This is a genomic window from Paenibacillus sp. JT22N12 (assembly GCF_056269365.1).
Window position 1 is genome coordinate 243628 of the sequence record NZ_JBWDNU010000008.1, and the last position, 23970, is coordinate 267597.

At 50.0% G+C, this 23970-nt stretch carries 19 protein-coding genes; 6 read left to right on the plus strand and 13 right to left on the minus strand.

Annotated elements, in window-relative coordinates; all coding sequences use genetic code 11:
- Positions 1-14 precede the first annotated feature (14 nt).
- The gene (locus AC0YOA_RS26290) at positions 15-686 is read left to right on the plus strand and encodes a response regulator (protein WP_475789143.1); all 672 of its coding nucleotides are present in this window, start codon (positions 15-17) and stop codon (positions 684-686) included.
- Positions 683-1714, plus strand: coding sequence for a sensor histidine kinase (locus AC0YOA_RS26295; RefSeq protein ID WP_475789144.1), 1032 nt, complete (start codon positions 683-685; stop codon positions 1712-1714). Before AC0YOA_RS26290 ends, AC0YOA_RS26295 begins: the two co-directional genes overlap by 4 nt.
- A gap of 87 nt (positions 1715-1801) precedes the next feature.
- Here AC0YOA_RS26295 and AC0YOA_RS26300 read toward each other — a convergent pair whose 3' ends face one another.
- From AC0YOA_RS26300 to AC0YOA_RS26310, 3 genes are read right to left on the minus strand one after another with little or no spacing between them, the layout of a single operon-like run.
- Positions 1802-2521 carry an SDR family oxidoreductase gene (locus tag AC0YOA_RS26300; RefSeq protein ID WP_475789145.1) on the minus strand — a complete coding sequence of 240 codons (720 nt, stop codon included), beginning with the start codon at positions 2519-2521 and terminating at the stop codon, positions 1802-1804.
- A gap of 33 nt (positions 2522-2554) precedes the next feature.
- Positions 2555-3586, minus strand: coding sequence for a zinc-dependent alcohol dehydrogenase (locus AC0YOA_RS26305; protein ID WP_475789146.1), 1032 nt, complete (start codon positions 3584-3586; stop codon positions 2555-2557).
- Between the two features lie 32 nt (positions 3587-3618).
- The gene (locus AC0YOA_RS26310) at positions 3619-4326 is read right to left on the minus strand and encodes an RraA family protein (RefSeq protein ID WP_475789147.1); all 708 of its coding nucleotides are present in this window, start codon (positions 4324-4326) and stop codon (positions 3619-3621) included.
- Between the two features lie 89 nt (positions 4327-4415).
- On the opposite strand from AC0YOA_RS26310, the gene AC0YOA_RS26315 reads away from it, so the two are divergent.
- Positions 4416-5225: a helix-turn-helix domain-containing protein gene (locus AC0YOA_RS26315; RefSeq protein ID WP_475789148.1), complete on the plus strand. Its 810-nt coding sequence runs from the start codon at positions 4416-4418 to the stop codon at positions 5223-5225.
- A 21-nt stretch (positions 5226-5246) separates the two neighbouring features.
- Here AC0YOA_RS26315 and AC0YOA_RS26320 read toward each other — a convergent pair whose 3' ends face one another.
- The 8 genes from AC0YOA_RS26320 to AC0YOA_RS26355 form a co-directional block, all read right to left on the minus strand.
- On the minus strand, positions 5247-5999 hold the full coding sequence (locus AC0YOA_RS26320) for a hypothetical protein (protein ID WP_475789149.1): 753 nt from the start codon (positions 5997-5999) through the stop codon (positions 5247-5249).
- Positions 6000-6047: 48 nt separating this feature from the next.
- Positions 6048-7109, minus strand: a complete 1062-nt coding sequence (locus tag AC0YOA_RS26325; protein WP_475789150.1) for a glycoside hydrolase family 88 protein — start codon at positions 7107-7109, stop codon at positions 6048-6050.
- 191 nt (positions 7110-7300) lie between these two features.
- A complete protein-coding gene (locus AC0YOA_RS26330; RefSeq protein ID WP_475789151.1) occupies positions 7301-7726 on the minus strand; it encodes an acyltransferase in 426 nt (141 codons plus the stop codon).
- Positions 7727-8150: 424 nt separating this feature from the next.
- Positions 8151-12407, minus strand: a complete 4257-nt coding sequence (locus AC0YOA_RS26335; RefSeq protein WP_475789152.1) for a discoidin domain-containing protein — start codon at positions 12405-12407, stop codon at positions 8151-8153.
- A gap of 127 nt (positions 12408-12534) precedes the next feature.
- Complete coding sequence (locus AC0YOA_RS26340) at positions 12535-14838, minus strand: helix-turn-helix domain-containing protein (RefSeq protein ID WP_475789153.1); 2304 nt, start codon at positions 14836-14838, stop codon at positions 12535-12537.
- Between the two features lie 61 nt (positions 14839-14899).
- Complete coding sequence (locus AC0YOA_RS26345) at positions 14900-16552, minus strand: extracellular solute-binding protein (protein ID WP_475789154.1); 1653 nt, start codon at positions 16550-16552, stop codon at positions 14900-14902.
- A gap of 40 nt (positions 16553-16592) precedes the next feature.
- Positions 16593-17468, minus strand: coding sequence for a carbohydrate ABC transporter permease (locus AC0YOA_RS26350; protein WP_475767420.1), 876 nt, complete (start codon positions 17466-17468; stop codon positions 16593-16595).
- A gap of 48 nt (positions 17469-17516) precedes the next feature.
- Positions 17517-18461 carry an ABC transporter permease gene (locus AC0YOA_RS26355; protein ID WP_210039793.1) on the minus strand — a complete coding sequence of 315 codons (945 nt, stop codon included), beginning with the start codon at positions 18459-18461 and terminating at the stop codon, positions 17517-17519.
- 355 nt (positions 18462-18816) lie between these two features.
- On the opposite strand from AC0YOA_RS26355, the gene AC0YOA_RS26360 reads away from it, so the two are divergent.
- On the plus strand, positions 18817-19308 hold the full coding sequence (locus AC0YOA_RS26360) for a hypothetical protein (protein WP_475789155.1): 492 nt from the start codon (positions 18817-18819) through the stop codon (positions 19306-19308).
- A gap of 102 nt (positions 19309-19410) precedes the next feature.
- Here AC0YOA_RS26360 and AC0YOA_RS26365 read toward each other — a convergent pair whose 3' ends face one another.
- Positions 19411-20640: a hypothetical protein gene (locus AC0YOA_RS26365; protein ID WP_475789156.1), complete on the minus strand. Its 1230-nt coding sequence runs from the start codon at positions 20638-20640 to the stop codon at positions 19411-19413.
- 307 nt (positions 20641-20947) lie between these two features.
- On the opposite strand from AC0YOA_RS26365, the gene AC0YOA_RS26370 reads away from it, so the two are divergent.
- A complete protein-coding gene (locus AC0YOA_RS26370) occupies positions 20948-21898 on the plus strand; it encodes a M15 family metallopeptidase (RefSeq protein WP_475789157.1) in 951 nt (316 codons plus the stop codon).
- 62 nt (positions 21899-21960) lie between these two features.
- On the opposite strand, the gene AC0YOA_RS26375 is transcribed toward AC0YOA_RS26370, so the two are convergent.
- Complete coding sequence (locus AC0YOA_RS26375) at positions 21961-23109, minus strand: MGDG synthase family glycosyltransferase (RefSeq protein ID WP_475789158.1); 1149 nt, start codon at positions 23107-23109, stop codon at positions 21961-21963.
- 341 nt (positions 23110-23450) lie between these two features.
- On the opposite strand from AC0YOA_RS26375, the gene AC0YOA_RS26380 reads away from it, so the two are divergent.
- On the plus strand, positions 23451-23936 hold the full coding sequence (locus tag AC0YOA_RS26380; RefSeq protein WP_475789159.1) for a C40 family peptidase: 486 nt from the start codon (positions 23451-23453) through the stop codon (positions 23934-23936).
- Positions 23937-23970: the final 34 nt, after the last annotated feature.

Genomic DNA, 23970 nt, shown 5'->3' on the forward strand with positions numbered 1-23970 from the left:
AGGGAGGTGCAGGCGTGAAAATAATGATTGTGGAGGATGACCGCGTAATTGGCGATCTGGTAGCGGAGACGCTGATCAAATGGGGCTTCGAGGTTGCCCTGGCCGATGACTTTGATCATATTCTGCAGCTGTTTGTCAAAGAAAATCCACAGCTTGTCCTGATGGACATTAATCTGCCGGCGTTCGACGGCTTCTACTGGTGCAGTCAAATCAGGGAAATCTCGAAGGTTCCGATCCTGTTTATTTCCTCGCGGAACACGCCAATTGATATGGTAATGGCGATGAATATGGGCGGAGACGACTTTATCCAGAAGCCCTTCTTTACCGAGGTTCTGATCGCCAAAATCAATGCCCTGCTGCGCAGAACCTACTCCTATACCGAAAATGCCCTGAACGTGCTGGAGCATGACGGCATTGTCCTGCATCTGGGCGACGGAACGATCGCGGCCGGGGGACAGCGGGTGGAGCTGACCAAGACCGAACTTACCATTCTGAAGCTGCTGATGCAGCAGAAAGGTACAGTCGTTCACCGCAAAAAAATTATGCGCAGTTTATGGGAAGATGAAAGCTTCGTGGACGATAATACGCTTACGGTCAATATCACCCGGGTTCGCAAAAAACTTGCGGAGCTTGGCAAGGATTCCTTCATCGCCACCCGAAAAGGAGAGGGATATATCATCTCATGAGCTTTCTCGCCTATATGCTGGACAAGCGATATTTTCTGGGCTTCTATGTAATCATCATGCTGTTTGTCAGCTCCCTTATGCTCGTGAGCGTCGGGGAACGCCAGCCTATCTATCATAATATCATGTATGCCAATGCGGGATGCTTCTTCTTCATGGCATTGTACATCGTAATCGGCTACTTTTACCGCAGAGCCTTCTTCCTGGAGCTGAAGGCGCTGACCGGAAATGATTCGGAGCAGGCGATTGCAACCCTCTCCGAACCGCAAAATCATCAGCAGGCGCTTTACCTTGAGCTTGTGAAGACGCTTTATGAGGCCCATTCCCGGCAGCTGCAGCGCTCGGTCGACGAGCAGCGGGATCATCAGGATTTTATTATGTCCTGGATTCATGAAGTCAAGCTGCCGATTGCGGCAAGCCGCCTGCTGATGGATAACAGTTCAGGCAAATCGGTCGATTATCTGGTTGACAAGCTGGAGGATGAATTAGCTGAAATCGACAATTATGTGGAGCAGGCGCTTTATTACTCCCGGATCGATTCCTTCTCCAGGGATTATTTCATCACGGAGGTTCAACTGGGTCAAAGGGTTAAAGAAAGCGTAAAAAAATATGCCAAGCTGTTTATCAACAAGGATATCGGCCTGCAAATGAACGATGTGCAGCAGTTTGTACAAAGTGACAGCAAATGGCTTGTTTTTATCATCGACCAGATCACCTCCAATGCCTTGAAATATACGCCGGAGGGCGGCAGCATCGTCTTCGGCTTCGAGGAGGACGGCAAAGAGAAGCGGCTGTTGATCAAGGATACGGGAATCGGCATCAAAATGGAGGATATCCACCGCGTGTTTGAGAAAGGCTTTACGGGAGCAAACGGAAGAAGCCATGCCAAATCGACGGGAATGGGACTGTATCTTGCCAGGCAGATGGCTCTCAAGCTGGGACATGATCTATCCATTCAATCGGAAGAAGGCATATCGACAACAGTGACCATTCATTTTCCCAAATTGAGCCATTATTATCGGATGCAATAAGAAGAAGCCTGCGGCTGTCGCAGGCTTCTGATCGTTAACATGCAGGCTCGCCGCCAAATGACGGCAACTGCTTCTTCATATGCGGAATTATTTGTAGAATGCAAAAGACTCGAAGTTAATCTCATGGATCACAAGTCGCGGATCCATCTGCAGAACGAACAGCAGCACCTCCGCCACATCTTCGGCTGTCATGAATTTCTCCCTCGGGACCTGGCGCGTTCCCCAGAAGCCGGTATCCGTTGCCCCCGGATTCAGGGTCGTGACGCGAATATTCCGCTCGATCAGCTGCAGGGAGAGCCCCTGCGAGAACATATTGACCGCTGCCTTGGCCGTGCAGTACAGAGGAGCATTGGCATTCGCGCGTTTGGCCGCCATTGATCCGACATTGACGATCAATCCCCCCGCTTCCTGATCCACGAAGGGAATAAAATGCTTCGAGCAAAGAAAGGTACCTCTCAAATTGACATCCATCGACTGTTCATACTGCTGGATCGTCATCTCCGAGATGGCTGAGGGTATACTGAGGCCGGCCAAATTGAGCAGGGCATCGCATTGTCCGAACGCCGCGGCCGCATGCCCGAAGAATGCCTCTACCTCCTGCTCGTTTGTCACATCCACTTTCTTGTACGCCGTTTGGGCGCCGCTGCTTATCAATTCTTCGGCCAGAGTCTGCAAAGCCAGCTCGTTCCGTGAACCGAGCACTACCCTTGCTCCCTGCGAGGCAAGCGCTCTTGCGGCCGCCTGCCCCATCCCTCCGGCAGCGCCTATGATTACGATCACTTTATCCTTCAACCGCTCATCCTGCACGTCAAACGTCTCCTTTCTCTAATCATGCCAGTCCTAAAATTCGATCAATATTTTTCCGGGGACTGTCCCTTCCTTCATCGTCTGGATGGACTGCGCGAGCTCCTCCAGGGAATGAACACCGCTGATAAGCTTCTCCAAATCATAGTGACCCGCCGCTTCCACACTCTCCAGAAGTCTCACGGCTTTCTGAAAATGGGAGTAGGTATACACGCGGCTGCCCACCATGGTCAATTCCTTGAAAATCCCCTGCATCACGTTAAACTGCGGAATGCTTCCGGGAAAACCGACAAAAACAACCGTCCCTCTGATTCTGCAGGCTTGCGTCGCCAACAGGAGGCCTGCCTGGGAGCCCGAAACCTCGATGACAACGTCGAACCCTTCTCCCTCTGTCAGCAGAGCAGCCTCTGCGGCGGCATCATTCTCGATCGGGTTAATGATGTCCGTAAAGCCAAAGGACCTCACCTGATCAATCCGGATCGGGTTGATCTCCGAGAACACGATCTGTGCGGCTCCGCCTTCACGGGCAACAAGTCCCACGATCAGTCCGATCGGCCCTGCGCCGATCACCAATACACGGTCGCCGTTCTTGACCCCGGCCCGCTGGTTGACATGAAAGCCTACCGCAAAGGGCTCGGCCATTGCTGCGATCCGGTCAGACAATCTGTCGTTCACCTTGATGACCTTGCCTACCGGCGCTCTCAAATACTCGGCGAACCCGCCGCCTGTATGAATGCCAAGCAGCTTGAGATTTTGACATACATGCCAGTTCCCTTCTCTGCACGCACCGCAGCTGCTGCAGCTGATTAAGGGCTCAACGACAACGCGGTCACCTATCTTAAGGTTAACGGGACTTTTTGTGTTGATCCGCTCAATCGTGCCGACGAATTCATGTCCCAGAATAACCGGTGTTTGTGCCGTAGGGTGGTGACCGCCATAAATATGAAGATCCGTGCCGCAAATCCCCGCATACCTCACCTTGATCAGACATTCCTCCTCCCCGATTTCGGGAACCGGAACATCCTGAATCTCAATATTTTCCCACGCTGTCAAAACGGCCGCTTTCATCAAATTCCTCCCTTCATGAATATGCACATTCCTTAAAAGTACCCGCCTTTTTTGATCACTTCAGAGGGTGTCAATCCTTCGAGAACCATCTGCTTGATCGCTTTCTCATTCTCTTTAATATATTCTGATTTGAGCAGCACATCATAAGCGATATCCCTTGGAATCACGATTACGCCGTCGATATCGCCGAAGATAATATCCCCCGGATAGATGAATACCTGGCCGATCATGACGGGAATTTGCCAATCGATCATCCGGAAGCGGCCGAGCATGCCGTTGGAGGTGCGGTACCTGCAGAAGACGGGAAAATCCAGCTCCAGTACCTTGTTCGTATCGCGGACGCCCCCGTCAATGACAGCTCCCCTGCAGCCCCGCTTCTGCGAAGCCATCGTCATCACCTCGCCCCACTGCGCCGACTCGTCATCCCCGCTCGTATCCCAGACGACAACGGAATTATCTCCGATTTCCTCCAGCATCTTGGCGCGCTGCTCCATCTCGCTTTCAATCGTCAGATTCTTCGAACCCTTAACTGTAAAGGCGACGGCGCATACTTTCATTTCCGGCTTCAAGGGCTCAATATTGCTGGGCAGCACCTGATGCAGCAGCCCATGCTCTCTTAATACATCATTTACGGCCGCCGTAAACACCTCCTGGAAGCGATTGCATAGTTCTTCCTCCGGTATGGGAAGGGCACTTGGTTCCCTCCTGCCGCGTTTGGCTTTCAGATCGTCCAGATTCATTTGATTTCCTCCTGTTTAGAGATAGACAATAATCCTGCCGCATAATTATAATGAATACCATGATCCCATTGGGCTGGAGCGATGCGTATATGTCTGGTATCCATGTACAAGATGATTTAGATTTCAACATACGGTTCATCGAGCACATCAATGAGAAAGAGCCTGATCCGCAGTGGCGCATCGATCAGATTGTTTATCATAATACCTTCGTCATCGCATTTTGCTCCTCCGGCGAGGCCGTTTATCGTTATTTGAACCGTGAAGTTCCGGTTAAGGAAGGTGATCTGCTTTTCTTCCCCAAGGGATTGGTCCGCTCCGCAAGATCCAACCCGGACAATCCGTGGTCGTTCTATACGGTTTCCTTCGACATTGAATTTCTGAATGACAGCACATATGATTTCTTCAAGCAGTTCAAAAATGTCATCCGCAGCCCCCATCCCTTCAAGCTGCAGTCCCTGTTCGCCGAACTCAGCATGGTCTGGAGCGGCAGGCGAAGCGGGTTCACAATCAAATGCAAGAGCATCATGATGGATATCCTGTACCAGATCATCAAGGAACAGGATCGGGCCGAGCATGGGGGCGCCCACTACTACGCCATTGAGAAAACCGCCAACCTCATCCTGTCCAGCTACAGAGACCACTTCTCGATAGACGAGCTGGCTGCGCTAAGCGGGTTAAGCTCCTCACATTTCCGGCTGCTGTTCAAGAAAATAATCGGGATGACAGCCGTACAATACCAGAATCAAATTCGTATTTATAAAGCCAAGGATCTGCTGCTGAGCGGCGACTGCAATGTATCGGAAGCAGCAAGGTCCGTCGGCTTTGAAGACATCTATTATTTTAGCAGGCTGTTCAAAAAGCTGACAGGCGCGTCCCCTTCCTACTACTTGAAGGACTAGCCTATTGCCTTGATTTAAAATTCAATGGCTGGAATAGCAAATGGTCCGGACATTGCCATCCGGATGGCTTCGGACGACAAGCTCATCATTCTCCCCAAGCTCCAGTGAATAGCCGGTTAATCCGGCGGGCGGCTCCACATAGAACTGCCGGTCCGTCAGTGGAAGGATATGCCACTGCTTCACAGCCTCCGTATCGTCTCTGGCAGCGGCATATACATGGATGTGCTCCGTTTGGCAGGAATCGCCTGCAAAGCGAAACGTGGATGCGTTCATTTCCACCGGCCCGCTGTAGGGCGTATCTCCTATCCAAAGACAGCTCCGGCTGGCTTCCCCTCCGGATGCGGCGCTAACCTGAAAGAACTTCATTCCCGCTGCGTTCCGCCTCAGAACAAGCTTCGTTTCGGCCGCCGCCTTGACCTTCATCCGGTTGTCGTCATCGTTAAGCATGAATGAACTGACGACCCTGACCGGCCTCTCCGCCTTCAAGCGGTCTATAATAAACAGGGTATGTGACATCGCAGTAATCCAGATCCGCTCCGCTTTAATGATCGGGTACCCGTACAGCTCCGCCGCGTCCGAACGGATTACCTCAATACCGTCCCGCTCTGTGACCATATGCGCCGGTTTAAGCGGCAATGCAGCTCCTGCCTTCTTCAATGCTTGCTCCACGGGAATCTGCCTGATTCCATCCTCATCTGCCGCTTCAAAGCTCCATGTACCGGTATTCAACTCATGCTCATCTCTAAAAAAACGCTCCTGCAGATGTGGCAGCATCCTCTCATCCCTCCTGAGTGCAGCTTCTTGCATTCCTGGCACATGACGTTACACTTCAGATTTGCGGGGCAAATCGTACAGACCGTTCCGGTAAGCCTCCACCATCGCAAACATCAGAGGGGCGAAGCTGTGATGCTCGTCGCGGTGGGGAAGCATCAGCGTCACATAGGATTTGACCGTGCCTTTCTCGTCGCCTTCACCGGGACACAGACAGCCCGGGCAGCTTCGCTCCGTTGAGAAGTCAGCGTTAATGCTGATCTGATTCAAGCCCTCGATTCCCTTGCGGAAGGCGGGCGAATAGGTATCCCTGTCCAACAGTCCGCATCGCATGCCCACACCAATACCATAAAGGAACAACCCGGTGCCTGACGTTTCTTCATAAGAATATTCAAAAGGAATTTCCTGTCTCCACAATCCTCTCTCCGACTGATGAGGAAGGAGGGCAGCGGCCAAATCCCTGAAATATTTCTCCGCCTTCGGCCTGTGGCGGGAATGCTGCGGCAGATGCTGTACAAGCTCCGCAAGAGGAAGAAATCCCCAGCCATTGCCTCTTCCCCAATGATCCTGCGAGTATTTGCCGGGTCCTGCGAAGTTTTTGCTCTGATGGAGCAGGCCATTCTCGGGGTCAAGAAACTCCTCATACATGAGAAAGCTTTGATTGGCCGCCTCATCGATCAATCGCTCTTCGCCAAGCGACAAGCCAGCGAAAAGCAAATACGGCGTTACCGCCATCGCAACGTCAATCCAGATCATTTCGCGCTCGGGCGCGTAGGGGTATGACATGATGCCGCTGCGATCCCTGGCTGCCGTCATCATCTCCTCCGCATACTGCCTGACCTGATCCTCCGCTTCAGGCATATGGCCTTTCATCAGTGCATAAGCCTTTGGGATTCCCCCGATCCGGTAGCTTGGAAAGTTATAAGCGGGATGTTCAATACGGTCGGGAAAACGGGACAGAACCGTTTTGCACTTTTCGAGTAAAACGGGATCCTGCTTTTCTTCAGCGGTCAGCAGCAGTGCGTAGATGGCCAATAACCCGTAATAGTGTTTGACCTCTTCGACATGCTCATAGTGTTCATACAGCTTTTGTGAAATATAAAGCGGATTCACGAATCATTAGCCTCCTTGGCAATCCGGATTGAATTACAACCCCATTCTATAATTTCAGGGCGCACGGGAACATGAAGGAAACAACTAATTTTTGTCTCATTCGCTGAATCTCCGGATAAGAAAAGGAGCCCACGAGGGGCCCCTTTTCGATAATCAGAATAACTGATTCTATGTATTTTTTCATGACGCCACTAATTTCTGATCCAGCCCTCAGGAACATTAAGCTCACGAATGATCTTGGCCGGATTCCCTCCTGCAACCACATTTGGCGGAATATCCTTATTTACAATGCTGCCGGCGGCAATAACGGAATTTCTGCCTATTGTAACACCCGGGAGAATCGTGCATCTTGTTCCAATCCAAACATTGTCTTCGATCACAATCGGACGTTTCAGATCATCATAGGGAACGTCCGCATCCAGACGGTGATAATTGCTGTCCAGGATGCTCGTCCGGGGACCGATGGAGACATTGTTTCCGATTTTAATTTCACTCGAAGCCGCGATCCCGCAGCCGGAGTTAATAAAAACATGATCGCCCAGTGCAAGCAGCGCCCCTTTCTCAACCGTGAGCTGCGTCGCCCAAGGCCTCCCCAGCACTTTTAATCGTTTTCCCACCGATAGCGTTCCCGATTTATTGAGAAAGATTTTACCTGTTATGCTAGGCATTTCTCGAAAGGAATAACCAAGACCACCAAATCGGAAATATCCACGGCATTTTTGAAAAAATATAGCTGCTTTCCTTTTCATACGCATCCCTCAAATCATCAAAGATTGTGATCTATGAAATTAATCTGTTTACAAATCCAAATATGTATCAAAGTCTTATCAGTGAGCGGCTATCATTCAATAAGAAGACATTGGTAATTTATCGCTTTTTATGTATCGAATTGTAGCATTAAATTAAACTTTTGGATACAATTTGTTTCATACTTTCTGTAATCAATCTTGTAGCATTTGTGTAAATATTGATTTCAAAAGCCTACTCACAGCGTAAGGAGAGGAGCCGCATCGGCTCCTCTCCTTACGCAAGAATTCGGTTCTATACTGTACTTACCGGCTGATCCTGTGAAGGTCCATCTTGCGGCGGTTCATTCTGAGCCGGATCATTTTGCGGCGGTTCATTCTCCGTTGGCTCATTCTGAGCCGGATCATTTTGCGGCGGTTCATTCTCCGTTGGCTCATTCTGAGCCGGATCATTTTGCGGCGGTTCATTCTCCGTTGGCTCATTTTGAGCCGGATCATTTTGCGGCGGTTCATTCTGCGCCGGATCATTCTGCGGCGGTTCATTCTCCGTCGGTTCATTTTGCACCGGTTCATTCTGCGCCGGTTCATTTTGCGCCGGCTGGTCTTGTGTCGGCTTCTCCTCTACAATCTGCTCCTCCGGCATCTGCAGAGCTTCCAGCTGCTGCTTAGGCTTTACCAGCACGCGCAATTCAACCACAGCCGCGAAGCTCACCGGTTTGACGAACCGGATATACCGGAATGACTGCCCTGGAGACAAATCTGCGGACCAGGTCGACCGATAGGGTAATATTTCTTCACTCTGGGAGCCTAGAACTGTGAAATCGGTGAAGCTGCTTTGATTGGAGCCCTGCACCGAGAACAATTTGCGCGTTCCCGGCTGATCCGTATCCTGCCGCGTCACGACTTCAAGACGGGCAATATCATAATGACGATAGGATTCTCCAAGATCCACTGTCAATGACCCGGGAATGCTGGTCGTCCAAAGCGTGCCATTATTTCCGTCGACCGCTTTTTCTGCTGCATACGAAGCGCTTACTACTGAAGTCGCCGTTGCCGGTTTTCGTTTGGCGAGATTAACAGTCTCGGGCTTTGTCTGCCCGGCCGGAACGATGAACACATCAAGCCTCGTTATAAAATTGCCGTCATCGTGAATACCGGTTATTTTTATTTGCGTATCGCCGCTGCCGGTGGCGGTCACAGTTCCGGTAAGCGGATCTACCGCCGCTATTGCCGGATTCAGCGATTCGTACTGCCATGTGCCCGTTCCCCATTCGATCGCGGTTCCATCATTGTGCATCAGAGACGGCTGCAATTGCAGCGTATCTCCCACGTTCATAATCGGTGATCCTGTCATATCAAGTTCAACATGGTAAGGAGCCCAACTGGCCATTAAAGTGGCGGACGGACCATTCCGGCTGAAACGGCCGGAGGTGTCCACTGCTTCGACCTTCGCAGTTACAGGAATATCGCCTGGCCAATTGCTTATCGTTGCCGAATATACGCTCCCGGCTACTGTAACAGGCGCAAGGCCCCCGACATTTACCGTATAGGAAGCAATATTCAGTGCAGAAGGCAGCGGAGTCCATTCCAAACGGACTTTTCCGGGATCATCCTCCTTGAATGCCTGCAATGCGCTTCCTTCGGGCCAGCTCAAGGATAAATCCTCGCCCGTATCAAATTCGGCCCAGATCCGAATTTCTGCAACCGCAGCAAATTCAACGGGCTTGACGAAACGAATAAATTGATAAGATTCAGGCTGTTCTACACTTGCCGTGAATGTAGCGCGATGGGCCAGCGCAATCGGCCCCTGGCTTCCCAGTATTTCATAGGTCGCAAAATCCTTAGCGTTGGAGCCTTGAATTTCGAAATTTCTTCTTGTTGCAGGCTGATCCACATCCTGCCTGGTCACGACTTCAATCCGTTGAATTTTGTAAAGATGATACAAGTCACCCAGATTTACGGTAAGCGTTCCTGCCCCATTTATCGCCCAAAATGTCTGATTATTGCCATCCAGCGCTTTTTCCGGTCCGTAACTCGCACCTGCTAGTGTACCGGTTATGAAGGTTTGCTTCAGCTTGGCAATATTGACGAATGCAGGTTTCGTTTGGCCCAGGGCGGAAATATACAGATTAAGCTTGCCGGTAACCGTAATATCATCATGCACGGTCGTAATCGTAATGATGGTTTCACCAGCGCCGATCGCTTGAACGGTTCCTGTTTCTGCATCCACAGTCGCTATTGCCGGATTGCCGGACTCATACAGCCATTCTACAGGTCCCGCTTCTACGGGGACATTATCGCGGGTCTTGACGAATGGATGAAGATCAAGCGTTTCTCCGACACCAAGTATCGTCGATCCGCTAAGATCCAGATCGATCAGGAATGGATTTTGCACCTGGTTCGTAATCGAGAATTGCTCAAGCGGCGGGATGTCATTGGATGCGGCATCCTGAACAGCCCCCTCCAGCAGCGAAAGCGTTATAGGATGCAAATATTCGAGCACACCATTCACATGAATATGGACAACGCGATTATTGGGATAGGCGGTGTCAAACTCAACCGAAGCGATAGTTGCCGCCGTTCCACCTAGTACAAAGCGTTCCGGAAGCAGCGAGGACGGATCAATTGCCTCGCTAAAGGTCAAATCAATTCTCGTTCCCTCTTCATCTGTGATCGCCTGCAGCAGTTCTGGTCGCACCGGATCATATTCCTTAACGAGATTAGCCAAATCCTTGTACGGAGCCGTTAAACCCGCATTTGCTTTCACTGCTTCTGAATCTCCATAGTTTTCGGTAAAGCTGTTGGCTCCCAGCTTAAACTGATTCACGAACAAAGGTGTGGGAACATTAACGACAACATTTTTTTCCACGGTGAAGCCTTCTGAATCCTGATCGAGGTAGACGCCCCCTACCGGGAACCAGTTCTTCGTAGGGTCGAGCGGTGGAGCGGACCAGGGCGACCGCCCGTAATCATGGATAAAGTTTTCGCTGATCCGGGAGTTCGGCTGTTTGGACATGGTATAAATACCGCCTCCATCTACCAGCTGCTGCATAATATGATGGATATTATTGTAACGAATAACATTGTCCTGGAGCTGTGTCGTAAGATGCGTCCAGCCCCAGCCTACAGAGATGGCGCTGTATGGGAGGTCCATTAATTCGTTATGCTCCACGGTCAGGGCCTGTGTGAACCCGGCAAATATTCCGACGGAGCCATAATAATCCTGCCCGATCCGGGAAATGAAATTATTGGAGACATTGGTTTGTTTGACGATGATTCTCGGGTCCAGCGGCATTTGCCTCAGGGCGGCCAATCCGCTCTCCACATTCAGACCGTTTGCCGAAATATCCCGGAATACATTACCGATAATATCCACCATGTTGGTGGCTGAGATCAGATCCAGTCCAGCTCCGCCCAAATGCTGAAAATAATTCCGTTCGAAGCGTATGCCCTCTACAGCCTCAAGCGATACAGCGGCGGGAACTTTGCCGTCGTCGATTCTGAGGATCGGGTAGAAGCTCGCTTGTGTATTCGTATAGCCCTGATGTGTCGGTAGATTCCACCCGCTATGCTCAAACGAAAGCCCGGTAAACTTTATATTTTTCACGGGCTGCTCAAGCGTTCCCGTTACTTTCATCAAGGTTTCCAGGACAGGGGCCACAACATAGGCCCGGGCCATGTCCTCGCCGTTGCGCGGTCTGTAATACAGCATGTTATTTTCATCATCCAGATAAAACTCACCCGCAGTATCCATAAATTCCATCGCATTTTCAAAATGATAGGACTGTTTAGGATCCAACTGCGGCGCCGTCCGGTCAAAGATAATGTCCCTGCCCGGATTAGTTGGCTTGATCGATGCTTCGTCGCCGTTTACGTTCAGGGATTCAATAAGCATATGCTGATCGGACCAATAGGTCTGGATCACCATCTCCGTTTGGAGCGGATGTTGGAGATTGGCCGCTTCCGATGCATTAATGATAATATCCCGGTTAGTTTTATCCCACCGCTTGACCCTGAAGAATTCGCCTATATTTGGCGTTCGGGCCCGGACCGCCCTGTTGTCATTGACATACAGCTGGCGGAATTCCAAATTTCCAACAGGAGCCTTGAAAACACCGCTGCCAACCGATTCCCAGCCTGTAATTTCCTGGCCGCCGCTAAGGATGGGATGTTCTCCCGGGTAAGCCTGATAGATGACCTGATGACCGTTTTTTCCGGAGTCCTCGCTGGTGAAAAGCAGCGTCTGGGTCAAGTTATACGTTCCACCATGAAGATAGACCACAATATCAGCTGTCTGATCGCCAGATGCCAGGATAGACCTTACTTCATCTCGCGCTTTCTCAAGTGTCTGAAAAGGCGCCGCCTCCGATCCATCCCCCGAATCGGATCCTTGCGGAGAAACGTGAATTGCTCCCGGTACGATGTCGGGTACCGGATCCTCTGCACGCGTGTTTCCTGGTGATAATATTATCCCAAACAAACAGGTCAATCCAATTAACAACAGCCATTTCAGCTTTTGCGTGCTGCGTAAGCTTATCCCTTTAAATAACATACTGATCACTCCTCATGAAATATCATTGTTGTCCTGATCAATTTAAATATCCATATTTTTGTTTTTATAGTATTGATTGCGCTTACATTGTCTTAAAGAAAGAAGAAGGAATCTCATCAGGCATCTCTCATGTTCGCATTGTTTCTCTGTAGCGTCCCGGCGTAATTCCTTCGACTTTTTTAAAAATTCGTATGAAGTAGGTTGGCTGATAGCCCACTTTCTCTGCAATTGTATTTATTTTCAGATCCGTGCCGCTCAGAAGTTCCTTTGCCTTTTCCAATCTGGTAATAGTCAAATAATCAATGAAATTCGTTCCTGTATATTGCTTGAATGCCTTGCTTAGATTATAGGATGTAACACCGTGCTGATCCGCGCATGATTCCAGAGATATCGATGTGTGAAAATCGACCTGAATCGCTTCCGTCACCTTGCTGACAATCTGCTCCAATATCGTCTCCCTGGTCTCCGATAGCTCCTCGATATAAGGTTCGATAATGGTAAAGCGCAGCCAGCCAAGCATTTCATCCTGATCCTTGATTCCGCTCAATTGTTCATAGAGATTGCCGCTCTGCATAACGGACGAGTATACTCCAGACCTCAGCAGCTCGTGTATGATGCTTCCAAGCAGCTGCAGCATCCCCTGCTGAAACTGCATTTCCCTAGAATGATTATGCTTTATTTGTTCGGCAAAATGGCCCAGCTCCCTGACCGCCTCATCTCTGAGCCCCATTTTCATGGATTGGATGATGGCATTCTCAAGGTTGAACGGATAGTTTACTTGAATGGTTTGCCGGGGCAGCAGATCGTCCATATCCAGAATCTCTTCGTTTTTGTCCAGATCCCTGAACTGGAGAGCGGCCCGCGTTTCCTCCAGGGACTTGTGAATATCCCGCGGATCATCTACCAGTTTTCCGACCCCTACCGTTATCCGCATCGTCGTATATTGAGTCAGCATCTGAATGAGCTCGCTGGAGAAGTGAAACAAATCGCTTTTGACCTGCTCCCTGGTCCGCTCTGCCGGAAAGGCAAATATGACAGCGAGGGACAGATCATGAAAATTAATCACTTCGGCGTCCTGCCGGCTGCTTTGCAGCACTTCCTGTGTGATATTGGCGGCTGCGAAGGTTGCCAGCTGTTCGTCGCCTTCATTAAACTTTCCTTTGTTATGGGCGAATCTGTCCATGCGCACCAGCAGAATGGCGAAGATTTTATCGCTCGCCTTCCAGCCGTGAAACGTCATTTTTTCTTTGAGCTCCATTTCGGTGAAGAAGTAGAGATGTCCTTGCACCAATTGAAGCAGGAAACCTTCCTTCAGAGACTGCCTGTTTTGTTCAAGCTTTGTCTCCAGCTGATGGCTTTCATCGATGAGCTTGCGCCACCTGCCGGCAATAAATTGAAACTCGTCGCTTTTATCGGATGTGGAGGGTATTCCAACTGTGTCCTTAAACAAACCGACAAGATGTTTAACCGGTCTGTATATACGTCTTGATGCGAGCCAGGAGAGGATGACGGCAACCGCAAGGCCTATTAGACTGAAGACAAGGCCCAGCTTGGATACCAGAATGACAGGGGATGTTAGTTTGGAGAGCGGAGTGGCCACGACATACTTCCATTCGTTCCGCGATAATGCGCCTACTGTGACAGAATAACTGATACCTTTGCGGTTGAAGATAAAATCGCCTACTTCAAGCTTGCGGTCAATGACCTCGCTGCGGACGGCTTCGTCCAGATCGACGGCCTTCGCGCCTTGATTTCTGCCCTTTGTGATCCAATCGCCGTCCTGCCGGAGGATATAGGCTACACCCTCCCCGTCAGGATTCAGCGGGTACAGGAAATCGTCAATTTGGCTTTTGTCGAGGTACAAAATGATCGTTCCCAGAGGTTCTTCACCCGCGCCGAGAACCTTGTGGACAAGCGCAGCGTTCACATTGTTTTTATACTTTAGCGGACTAATGGGCTCATTCCACCACATCAAGGAGGATTTTCCGCTTTGCAAATCCTGGAATGTCCGCTTGACTGCCTCGTCTGTGATGGTGTAGATGCCTTCTTCTTCCGAAACAAGCAGCTGTTCCTTGTTCAGATAAAGCACGGCATTGCCGATGAGCGGATTCGATTCCTTCAAGATCCGCAGCGATACGAGCAGCTCCCGTGTCGTATTCGGCTTCTGCCTCAGATCGCCTTCAAGCAGCTCCTGATTGAATACCGGATTGAATACCCATTGATTGCCGATGATCTCAAGCTGGGACAGCTGCTTCTCCATGCTTTGGTATATTTCATCCAGCTGCAGCCGGTGATTCCGCTTCACTTCAGCCTCAATCTGTTTGACCCCGATAAAATAATTGCTTGCCGCAATGATTGCCATGGGAAGGCAGGTAACCATGAACACAATGATCAAATTCTTGTAGAAAAAATTCAGGTTAAGCTTCCTCATGGCAATCCGTCCATCCTTTAATCAACTTCATAATATTCCCATTATATCAAACCTTGCCTATCTATTTGCCTGCTTTTTTATGGTAAGCGTCATTTAATTCTTCCAGCGATTTTTTCCAGTTCGGATCCGCAAGCAGTTCAGCCGTTAAGGCATCCCATTTGTCCAGCGGCTCCGTGCCCAGCATGATTTTCACCTGCAGATCGGTAATCTTCTTGAGAAAATCGTTGCGGTACTTGGTCCAGGTTTCGGAGTACAGCCCAAAGCTTGGATTGGAGACGCTGACCTTGCCGATTTCGTCAATGATGCCTTTGTTGCGGTTGTAATAATCAGCCGGAATATTCGGTGCTTTCGCATAGGCATATTGATCATAGCGGGTAAATACTTGACCGAATGCGGAGGTGGAGACGATATCCTTCTTTGCCTGCTCCGTCTGCACGTAGAAGTCCCCGTCCTTCGTAAAATGCACATCCTTGAAGCCGTAAGCGCCAAGCTCATACCCTTCCTCCGACGCACCAAAATCGAGGAACGCGAGAATTTTTTTCATTTTCTCTTCGGGCACAGACTTCGGAATCGCGAAAACGCCGTTGAATCCAACGCCTTTGCCCACATACGGCGTGCCTCCTGGTCCGGTTAAGGAAACCAGTGGAAGCATATCGCCCGCGGGATTGGTGGTGCGGATTCCTTCGGTCATTACCCACGCCGCCGACACGGCTTCAAAGGCAATGCCCGCTTTGCTGGTCATGACAGCTTCCCTGGCCTGGGTATTCTTCAAGGTGGCAAAATCGCTATGGATTAGTCCTTCCTTATAGGCCTTGCTCAGCCAGGCAAGCGCATCCTTGGTTGATTTATCCCCTACCATATTCACCAAATTCCCGCTGTCGTCGACCTTCCAGCCGTCATTGGCGCCTTGGAACGCGTTCAGGATCGGTGCGAAGCTTCCCAGATTCAAGCCATCGGAGCCGATGCTTCCGACAAGTCCCACGGTATCCTTCTTGCCGTTGCCATCCGGATCGTCGTTGGTGAAGGCCTGCATCACTTTATACAGATCATCGGTTGTTTGCGGTACGGGCAGGTTCAGCTTATCCAGCCAGTCTTTGCGGATGGAAGCAATCCCTCCGTCCAGCCCCCTGACCCGGGGAATCGCATAGATTTTACCATCCTGGTACTTGGTATTTTCCCAAGCCTCCTTGGGATAGGCATTAAGGTTCGGATAATCTTTAATATATGAGCCAAGCTCCCAAAAAGCACCCTGGGTTACCATTGTTCTGACATTCTGGGCAAAATTGTCCCCGATCAGCGTAAGATCCGGCATGTCCCCGGAGGCAAGCGTGACATTCACCTTCTCATTGTAGCTGTTGGGGGATACCCATGTAATGGTCAGCTTGGTATTGGTCCGTTTTTCGACTTCCTTAATCACCACATTATCCGGACCCGGCGGCTCCTCGCCAAAGAACTGGGTCATAATGCTGATGCTTGTTGGCTCTTCCTGCTTCTCGGGTTCCACGGCGGGCTCATTGGTTTGATTGCCGGTCTGGTTATCCGTTTGGCTGGCGGTGTTGTTGTCCGTTTGATCCGTATTGCCGGTGCTTGGTGTGTTGTTCGATGGGCTGTTGCTGCCGCTGCTGCAGGCGCTGAGCAGAGTCATGCCGGCAAGTGTAAAAACCAGAAGCACCGCAGCCATAGACCGCATCGATAATCGATTCTTTTTCTTCAATTTGCTTCCTCCCTTTGAATTATATTCTATCTGTATGTCATCATTCCTTCACAGATCCTACCATAACTCCCTTGGTAAAATGCTTTTGCAGGAATGGATATACCATCATGATGGGAACAGTCGCAATAATGACGGCTGCCATTTTGATTGATTGGGGATTAATGATTTGCCCTTCCTGGAGCACATTGCCCCCGCCCGCCGATGTGTTGGAATCAATCAGCATCTGCCTCAATACAAGCTGCAGCGGCCATTTGCGGAAATCATTAATATACAGCACCGCATTAAAGAACACATTCCAGTGGGCAACGGCGAAGAACAGGCCGAATGTCGCCAGGGCCGGCAGAGACAATGGCAGAATAATGCGCCACCATACATGCAGATCATTGCAGCCGTCTATGACAGCAGCCTCCTCAAGGCTTGCGGGAATGCTGTCAAAGAAGCTTTTCATCAAAAACACATTCCAACCGCTGCTGAGCGCGGGAAGAATGAGCGCCCACAAGGAGTTCATCAGATTCAGATCCCGTATCAGCAAATAGTTCGGGATAATGCCGGGATGAAACAAAATCGTAATCAAAATCACCATGAGAATTGTTTTCCTTCCCAGTAAGCGCTTTCTCGATAACGTATAAGCAAGGGCCGATGTGACGATCAGCCCAAGCACCGTACCGGCTACGGCCAGAAAGGTCGATACGCCGATGGAGCGGATAAACAGCGGTGTAGAAAACAAATACCGGTAATTCTCCAATGTGAACCCGCGTGGATACCAGATGATTCCGCCCTTCAGATACTCCCTCGGATCCGTGAAGGATACGCTGAGCACGTAATACAACGGAAACACCATAACCAGACTGAGCAGGAGAAGCAGCAGCACATTAAGCCGGGAATATATTTTTTCGGCAAAGGTTTCTTTAATCATGATTTCTCCCCTTATGGATTTGCTTGAGCCAGGCAAGAGCCCATCCTCTTAATAGAGGCCATCCTGACCGAATAATTTGGCACATTTATTGGCTGCCATCACCATGATTAAACCGACAATCGATTTGAACAAACCGACTGATGCGGTATAGCTGAACTCCCCGTTCAGTACGCCATTGCGGTATACATAGGTGTCGAATACGTCGGATACATTCGATACGGCAGCGCTGCCCATCAGGAATACCTGTTCGAACCCGACGTCCATCACATCTCCAAGCTTCAGAATCAGCAGTACAAATATGACATTCCGGATACCGGGAAGCGTGACATGCCAGATCTGTTTCCATTTGCCGGCGCCGTCCATCTTCGCTGCTTCATACAAGGTAGGATCGATTCCGGAGACCGCCGCCAGGAAAATGACCGTCCCCCAACCGGCGTCCTTCCATATATTTTGCAGGGTCAGCATGGGCCAGAACAGATTGGGCGAGGTCAGGAAGGCTATTTTATCAATCCCCAATAGCGCCAGGATGCTGTTAATAACCCCTTCCGACTGCCCCAGCATAATGAAGCTGATCCCGGCAATGATGACCCAGGAGAGAAAATGAGGGAAATAAATAACGGTCTGGATCAGACGCTTCAGTATCACCTGCCGTACTTCATTGAGCATAATGGAGATGACAATCGGCGCCGGGAAAAACAGCAGCAGGTTCAGGAAACTGATCGCTAATGTATTTCGCAGCAGGATATAGAAGTCCGAATTGCTGAAGAAGCGGATAAAATGATCCAGCCCCACCCATTCGCTGCCCAGAATTCCGGCGTATGGCGAGTAATTCTGGAACGCAATGACCAGGCCCCACATGGGGACATATTTGAAAATGAGAAAAAACAATAATCCGGGCAGAGCCAGCAGATATAAATAACGGTCCCGGAACAACACCTTCATTCGTGAATGGCCTTTATTGCCCAAATTTGTAGTTGCCAGCGTTTTACCCATGAGCATTGGTCCTCCTGTTCTTGTTCGGTCTCTGCTGCGGAATCTGGCTCGGACGTTTGGTAAACCCAATTTACTTGATGGATAAGCTCACCGTCTAGACGACTTTTTTGCCCTGGTGCTGAAGGAGAAAACCCTTGTTTTCCGCTGGTTGCAAGAGCTGACGAACTCCTTCGGCAAAAATGTTCACTGCTCCCCCACTGCACTTTTTTGCCATAGGGCTGGCTGTGCATGAAAGTGCAGTTGTAAATTACGACAAAAGAATAAGGCTTTAGTCCGATTAACAAAATATGGATGTAATGGCATGCTGTTGTTAAGAGGCTGGCCAGCTGATCATGAGTATGAAGGAGGAATTATTTTGAAGCTCAAAAGCGTTCTTCTTGCTGCCTTGACAGGAGCAGTTCTTATGACGGCACAAACCGCGGCTGCGGCCCCCGTAATTCCGAAATCCTTTCTGGAAACGGTGGACTATGGCAATGAATTTGAGCTGGGCGCCGTCCGTTCCACTTTATCGAATCAATTTAATATGGGCTATATCGGCAACAGCGATGATCCTGCGGGATGGGATTTTGACTGGTACAGCTATACGAATACGACGGACCGCTATCAACGCGTGGAAAGCTGGCTGTATGTGCCGGCAGGATATGACTATGAGTTTCTCGAGGGGGCATACCGGCCCAGAGGCGATTCAGAGCGCATTGGCCAATATCGCCGCTACATCAGCTATTTGTCTCCGGGGCAAACGATTGTGCGCGGTGTAACGGAATGGGATTATCCGTACAAGACCAGCAAGACCAAAAATTATGTATTCTGGGTATTGGCGGAGCCTTATGACCTTTCATCCCGATAAATTTCTATAGGTTATGGAACAAAGTATCGTTAATACGCAAGGGCTGCCATGCGGCAGCCCCTATGAGTGTAGTATATATCGTTCTCCCTGGATGCTATGGACTTATCCAAGCAAGCGAGCCACGTCGATTTCGCCGGCAACCGCCAATCGGCCGGGCAGCGTGTTGACCAGAACCCTGCTGCCGTCCCGGGAGAAAACGGGATGATGGCATACCCGATGAGGATTTCTGCCGCTGATTTCGGACTCTCCCAGGGTACGGGGAAGGAATAGACTTTTCACAACCGTGTCGATCTGCAAATCTATGAACACCACTTCCCCCGGAATTCCTCCTGTATCGGTAACAAGCAGATTATAATCCGTTGGCGATATGCTCGGATGCCCTCCGCTGTTATGTTTGCTTATTTTCCTGTAACCGCTCCCATCATATCGGACCTGAGCCACGCACAGCTTCGTCCTGTCATCCGGGTCCTGCCCGTATCCGATCAGATGCTCCCCGTCAGGATGCCAGGACCAGTGAACGCCCGATCTGTCATAGCTTAAATCGAGAGCCAGATGAACATCCCTCATATCTTGATCCGAAGTAAATACATAAGCCAGCCGTGGCTCTTCCCTGCCCGCGTCCACGCAATGATTGCCAAAATAAAATAAAAACCGGCTGCTGTCCGCATTCCATCGGACGCAGTAGCACATCAGCGTCAATCCTTCTTCGTCCCCCAGCTTCTGTCTAAGCTCAAGCTCTGAATGCATCAGACGATCCAGCCGGGGATGCTTCTTGAGTATATCGGCCGTGCTCATCACCAGCGATGCCCGGTCTGGATCGAACGAGAACCGAAAAAGTCCATGCTCACCGCGCCGCTGAAAAGGAACCGGACTAAGACCAGGCTCATAAACGCCAGTTCCGTACCCAGCCGCATACAGCATCCCCATCAAGCCGGAAATAATCGGCTCGCCGCGCGGCGGAACTCCTTCCATATCGCCCTCCAGAATTCGCTCTTCTCCCGTTTTCAATTCGCGCCTGACAATAAGGGGCCGGTTTAATGTGCCGCTCTGATAATATACATATCTCCCGTCGGGGCTCCAGGATTGCCATAGACCCGTATGGAAAAAGCCGGCATGCAGCGCAGTTTGTCCGAATCTGTCGACTACCTCTCCATCCGAAGATACGACAAGCACCTCTCCAAGCCCATTGTCCAAATCTCCTCCGGCCAGCAATAACAATCCCGAGCCGTCCGGCGCATACGGACTAATCGTGTAGTAGGCATGCACGCACCAGCGATCTTGTACCGGAATCGGCCTGATAGAGGATAGCTCCGGCATTCCTGTCAGATTCATGACAACCGCCTCCACTTTATAGGATAGATAAACCATTTTTCTACTTGTATTATTATATGCTCCTTTACAGCTGCGGACCATTCATGAAGTGCCCGCTGTTTGCACAAAATGATTTTCCCGATTTTTTCTATCAGGTCGAAACCTTCTCTATTAATAATGCGTCTATTCTATTGGATGGCGGTTGTATAAGCCCGTTATCCTGCTCATATCCTTGTGCTCAAATGTTTACAAGCTCGAAACATTACTCGCCAGTCTCGAAACATCTGGCTTATATAATGGGTACAGATCATTCGGGAGGTATCGACAGATGAGAAAAAGAACGAGAAAAAAATCCGGCGGCCGTATAGCTGTCCTGATTGTGCTGATTTGTGCGGTTATCGCAGTTGTCACTATTCAGGAAATTAAAGCAGGCTCGGATTCAGCCAAAACCGGCCAATCGGCAAATGAGAGCCCGGGCCAGAATGAGAATGCTGCTGCCGGCTCATCGGACAGCAGCACCTCCGGCGAACCCGTGCAATCGGGCACGGACGAGCCCTCCAATACAGGTCAGGAAGAGCCGCCAGCAGATGATCAGCAGCCTGCTGACGCGAACCAGACTCCGGCCAAGCCGCCTGTGTCTGATTCAACTAACGATGATGACTCCATCGTTGTCGTTGCACAGCCCGATAGCGTCACCGCACTCATAAACAAACACTTTGCGCTGCCCGAGGACTATGAACCGGCCGATCTGGTCTATCCGGATGTTCCGTTCACATTCTCGGAGAAAATCGAAAAACGCAAAATCCGCCAGGTCGCAGCCGACGCGCTGGTTCAATTGTTTGCGGGAGCCAAGGAAGACGGCGTTCCGCTGGCCGGCGTATCCGCCTACCGGTCCTATTCCAGACAAAAAACGCTATTTGATAATTATGTCCGCGAAGACGGATTGGAAAAAGCCCGCACCTACAGTGCGGTGCCGGGGACAAGCGAGCATCAGACCGGTCTTGCCATCGACGTGTCCGGCAGCGACGGCAAATGTGCCGCATCCGACTGCTTTGGCGGTACGCCCGAAGCCAAATGGTTAGCCGAGCATGCAGATGAATATGGATTTATCATTCGCTATCCCGAAGGAAAAGAAGACATTACCGGCTACAAATATGAGCCTTGGCATATCCGCTACGTGGGTAAAGAAATAGCCAAAGTGGTCGCGTCCGAGGATTTGACACTGGAGCAGTATATGGACAAATACGGAGACGGGGCGGTGCTCGTTACCGGGCAATAATCAATGGCCACCGTATGACTTTCTGATATTCCAAGTCCAAGTCCCGTACGGATTAACAGTCGTTATCCGTGCTGGACCTGGATGCTTTGGTAGTGCAATTTCCAAATCATGTCGGCAGCATCCATCGCCGCCTGCCTTTTGGCAATTTGTCTTGCCTGCTCCCTCATCCTCCCCAAAATGGAGGGCTGACTGAAGCATTCCCTGATTTTGCTGCCTAAATCCCTGGTACTGTTTGCCAGCTGCGCCGTACCCGATCGGAGCAAGTAGTTGACGTTGTCTTCCTCCTGGCCGGGAAGCGGCTTGAAGACAATCATCGGCAGCTCCATGTTCAAGGCTTCCGAAATTGTCAGCCCGCCTGCCTTGGTCACCAATAAATCGGCAATCGCCATCAATTCATGTACATAATCGATATAACCCAGAATAAGCACCTTGTGGCTGGAAGATTTGAATTTCTCGGTTAATTGCTGCTTCAGTTTATGGTTATGCCCGCAAATAATAATGACCTGAATGGGATCCGCAAGCGATTCCAGCGCTTCGATCTGATGGGGACCCTCGCCGAAAAAACCGTCTCCGCCTCCCATAAGCAGCAGCGTTGGCCGGCCGGCATCCAGATGATGCTTGCTCCTCAGCAGTTCCAAATTACCCCTTTGGCTGAATTCCAGCCGAAGGGGTATTCCTGTTACAGATATGCTTTCACCCGGTATATGATGGCGGATCAGCCCCTGCTTGACCTCATCGGAGCCCACAATATAAAGATCCGTAAACGGATAAACCCAATAACTGTGAACGGTATAATCGGTCATCACCGTTACGGTCGGAACATCCGTCAGACCGTGAGACTTGAGCAGCGACATTAGACCGGCAGCACCGGGGAATGTGGAGACCACGACGGATGGACGCATGCTCTCAATCAAATCCAGCAGCTTCTCCTCGCCGAACCGGTTGAGCTTTTTGAGAAAATCCGACAAAGAGTTCACATGCCTCGTTTTGCGGTACAAATATCCGTACATAGAAGGCACTTTCTTCAAGCTTTGCAGAAAAAGATAACGGCCAATGGAATGAAAATAGGGGTGCGTCAAATCCATCACATCGACAATGACGGTTTCGGCCTGCGGATAGCCGAGCTTTAAGGAATGGCTGACAGCGGCTGCCGCCTGTTGATGGCCATCTCCGTAATTGCCGGTCAAAATCAGAATTTTGTCGTTATGCATGTCGATGAACTTTCCCCTTTCATAAACAGATAACCCTTATTCTATGTATTCTATTATTCCATTTTCCCATTCATTCGCATTTAACCAAAACATTATATTTCCTGGAGCTTTCATCCCATGCAGTCATAATAAATCTATTATTTTAATGATAGTTTCCTGCCTTGTCCACACCCAAACCATGAAGATTTTCTAATCAAAATCTCATAAACTCCTAAAAGCCGCAGAATCGCTCAAAATCTATAACACTATGTAAATAGTGGAAAAGATTAACGTGTTATAGTGGTTTATGCAATCCTTTACATTCTTGATTCATCCATTACATCCTTGGGAGGCAGAACAAATTGAATAAGAAAAACCTGTTTCGGAAAAGCATCGTCGGCATCACATTGAGCTTGGCAGTCCTGGCAAGCAGCACATTGGCAGCACCGCCAAAACCGGTTGCAGCGGCATCCGCTACCACAAGCTCAACTTCATCCAAAATCATCGCAAACGCCAAAAAGTATCTGGGCGTAAAATATCAGTTTGGTGCTTCGACAAGCACAACGAAACGCTTTGACTGCTCATCTTTCACCAAACGCGTATTGTCGACTGTCGGCGTGACTATTCCGCGCACATCAAAAGCCCAGTCCAAAGCCGGTAAATATGTCTCGAAAAGCAACCTTAAAGTCGGCGATCTGGTCTTCTTCTACTCCCCCATCCACCATGTAGGCATTTACATTGGGGACGGTAAAATCATCCATACATATGGAGCCCCGGGAGTTACTATCTCCAGCATCAACTCCGGCTGGTGGAAAGATCACTACGCAACTGCACGCCGCGTACTGTAATCCACGTACCGCAAAGGGGATTATCCGATATCCT

Coding starts and splice junctions, on each gene's coding strand:
- AC0YOA_RS26295 (WP_475789144.1), top strand. CDS start 683: ATGAGCTTTCTCGCCTATATGCTGGACAAGCGATATTTTCTGGGCTTC.
- AC0YOA_RS26375 (WP_475789158.1), bottom strand. CDS start 23,109: ATGCATAACGACAAAATTCTGATTTTGACCGGCAATTACGGAGATGGC.
- AC0YOA_RS26340 (WP_475789153.1), bottom strand. CDS start 14,838: ATGAGGAAGCTTAACCTGAATTTTTTCTACAAGAATTTGATCATTGTG.
- AC0YOA_RS26315 (WP_475789148.1), top strand. CDS start 4,416: ATGTCTGGTATCCATGTACAAGATGATTTAGATTTCAACATACGGTTC.
- AC0YOA_RS26320 (WP_475789149.1), bottom strand. CDS start 5,999: ATGCTGCCACATCTGCAGGAGCGTTTTTTTAGAGATGAGCATGAGTTG.
- AC0YOA_RS26335 (WP_475789152.1), bottom strand. CDS start 12,407: ATGTTATTTAAAGGGATAAGCTTACGCAGCACGCAAAAGCTGAAATGG.
- AC0YOA_RS26350 (WP_475767420.1), bottom strand. CDS start 17,468: ATGATTAAAGAAACCTTTGCCGAAAAAATATATTCCCGGCTTAATGTG.
- AC0YOA_RS26310 (WP_475789147.1), bottom strand. CDS start 4,326: ATGAATCTGGACGATCTGAAAGCCAAACGCGGCAGGAGGGAACCAAGT.
- AC0YOA_RS26365 (WP_475789156.1), bottom strand. CDS start 20,640: ATGAATCTGACAGGAATGCCGGAGCTATCCTCTATCAGGCCGATTCCG.
- AC0YOA_RS26355 (WP_210039793.1), bottom strand. CDS start 18,461: ATGGGTAAAACGCTGGCAACTACAAATTTGGGCAATAAAGGCCATTCA.
- AC0YOA_RS26370 (WP_475789157.1), top strand. CDS start 20,948: ATGAGAAAAAGAACGAGAAAAAAATCCGGCGGCCGTATAGCTGTCCTG.
- AC0YOA_RS26305 (WP_475789146.1), bottom strand. CDS start 3,586: ATGAAAGCGGCCGTTTTGACAGCGTGGGAAAATATTGAGATTCAGGAT.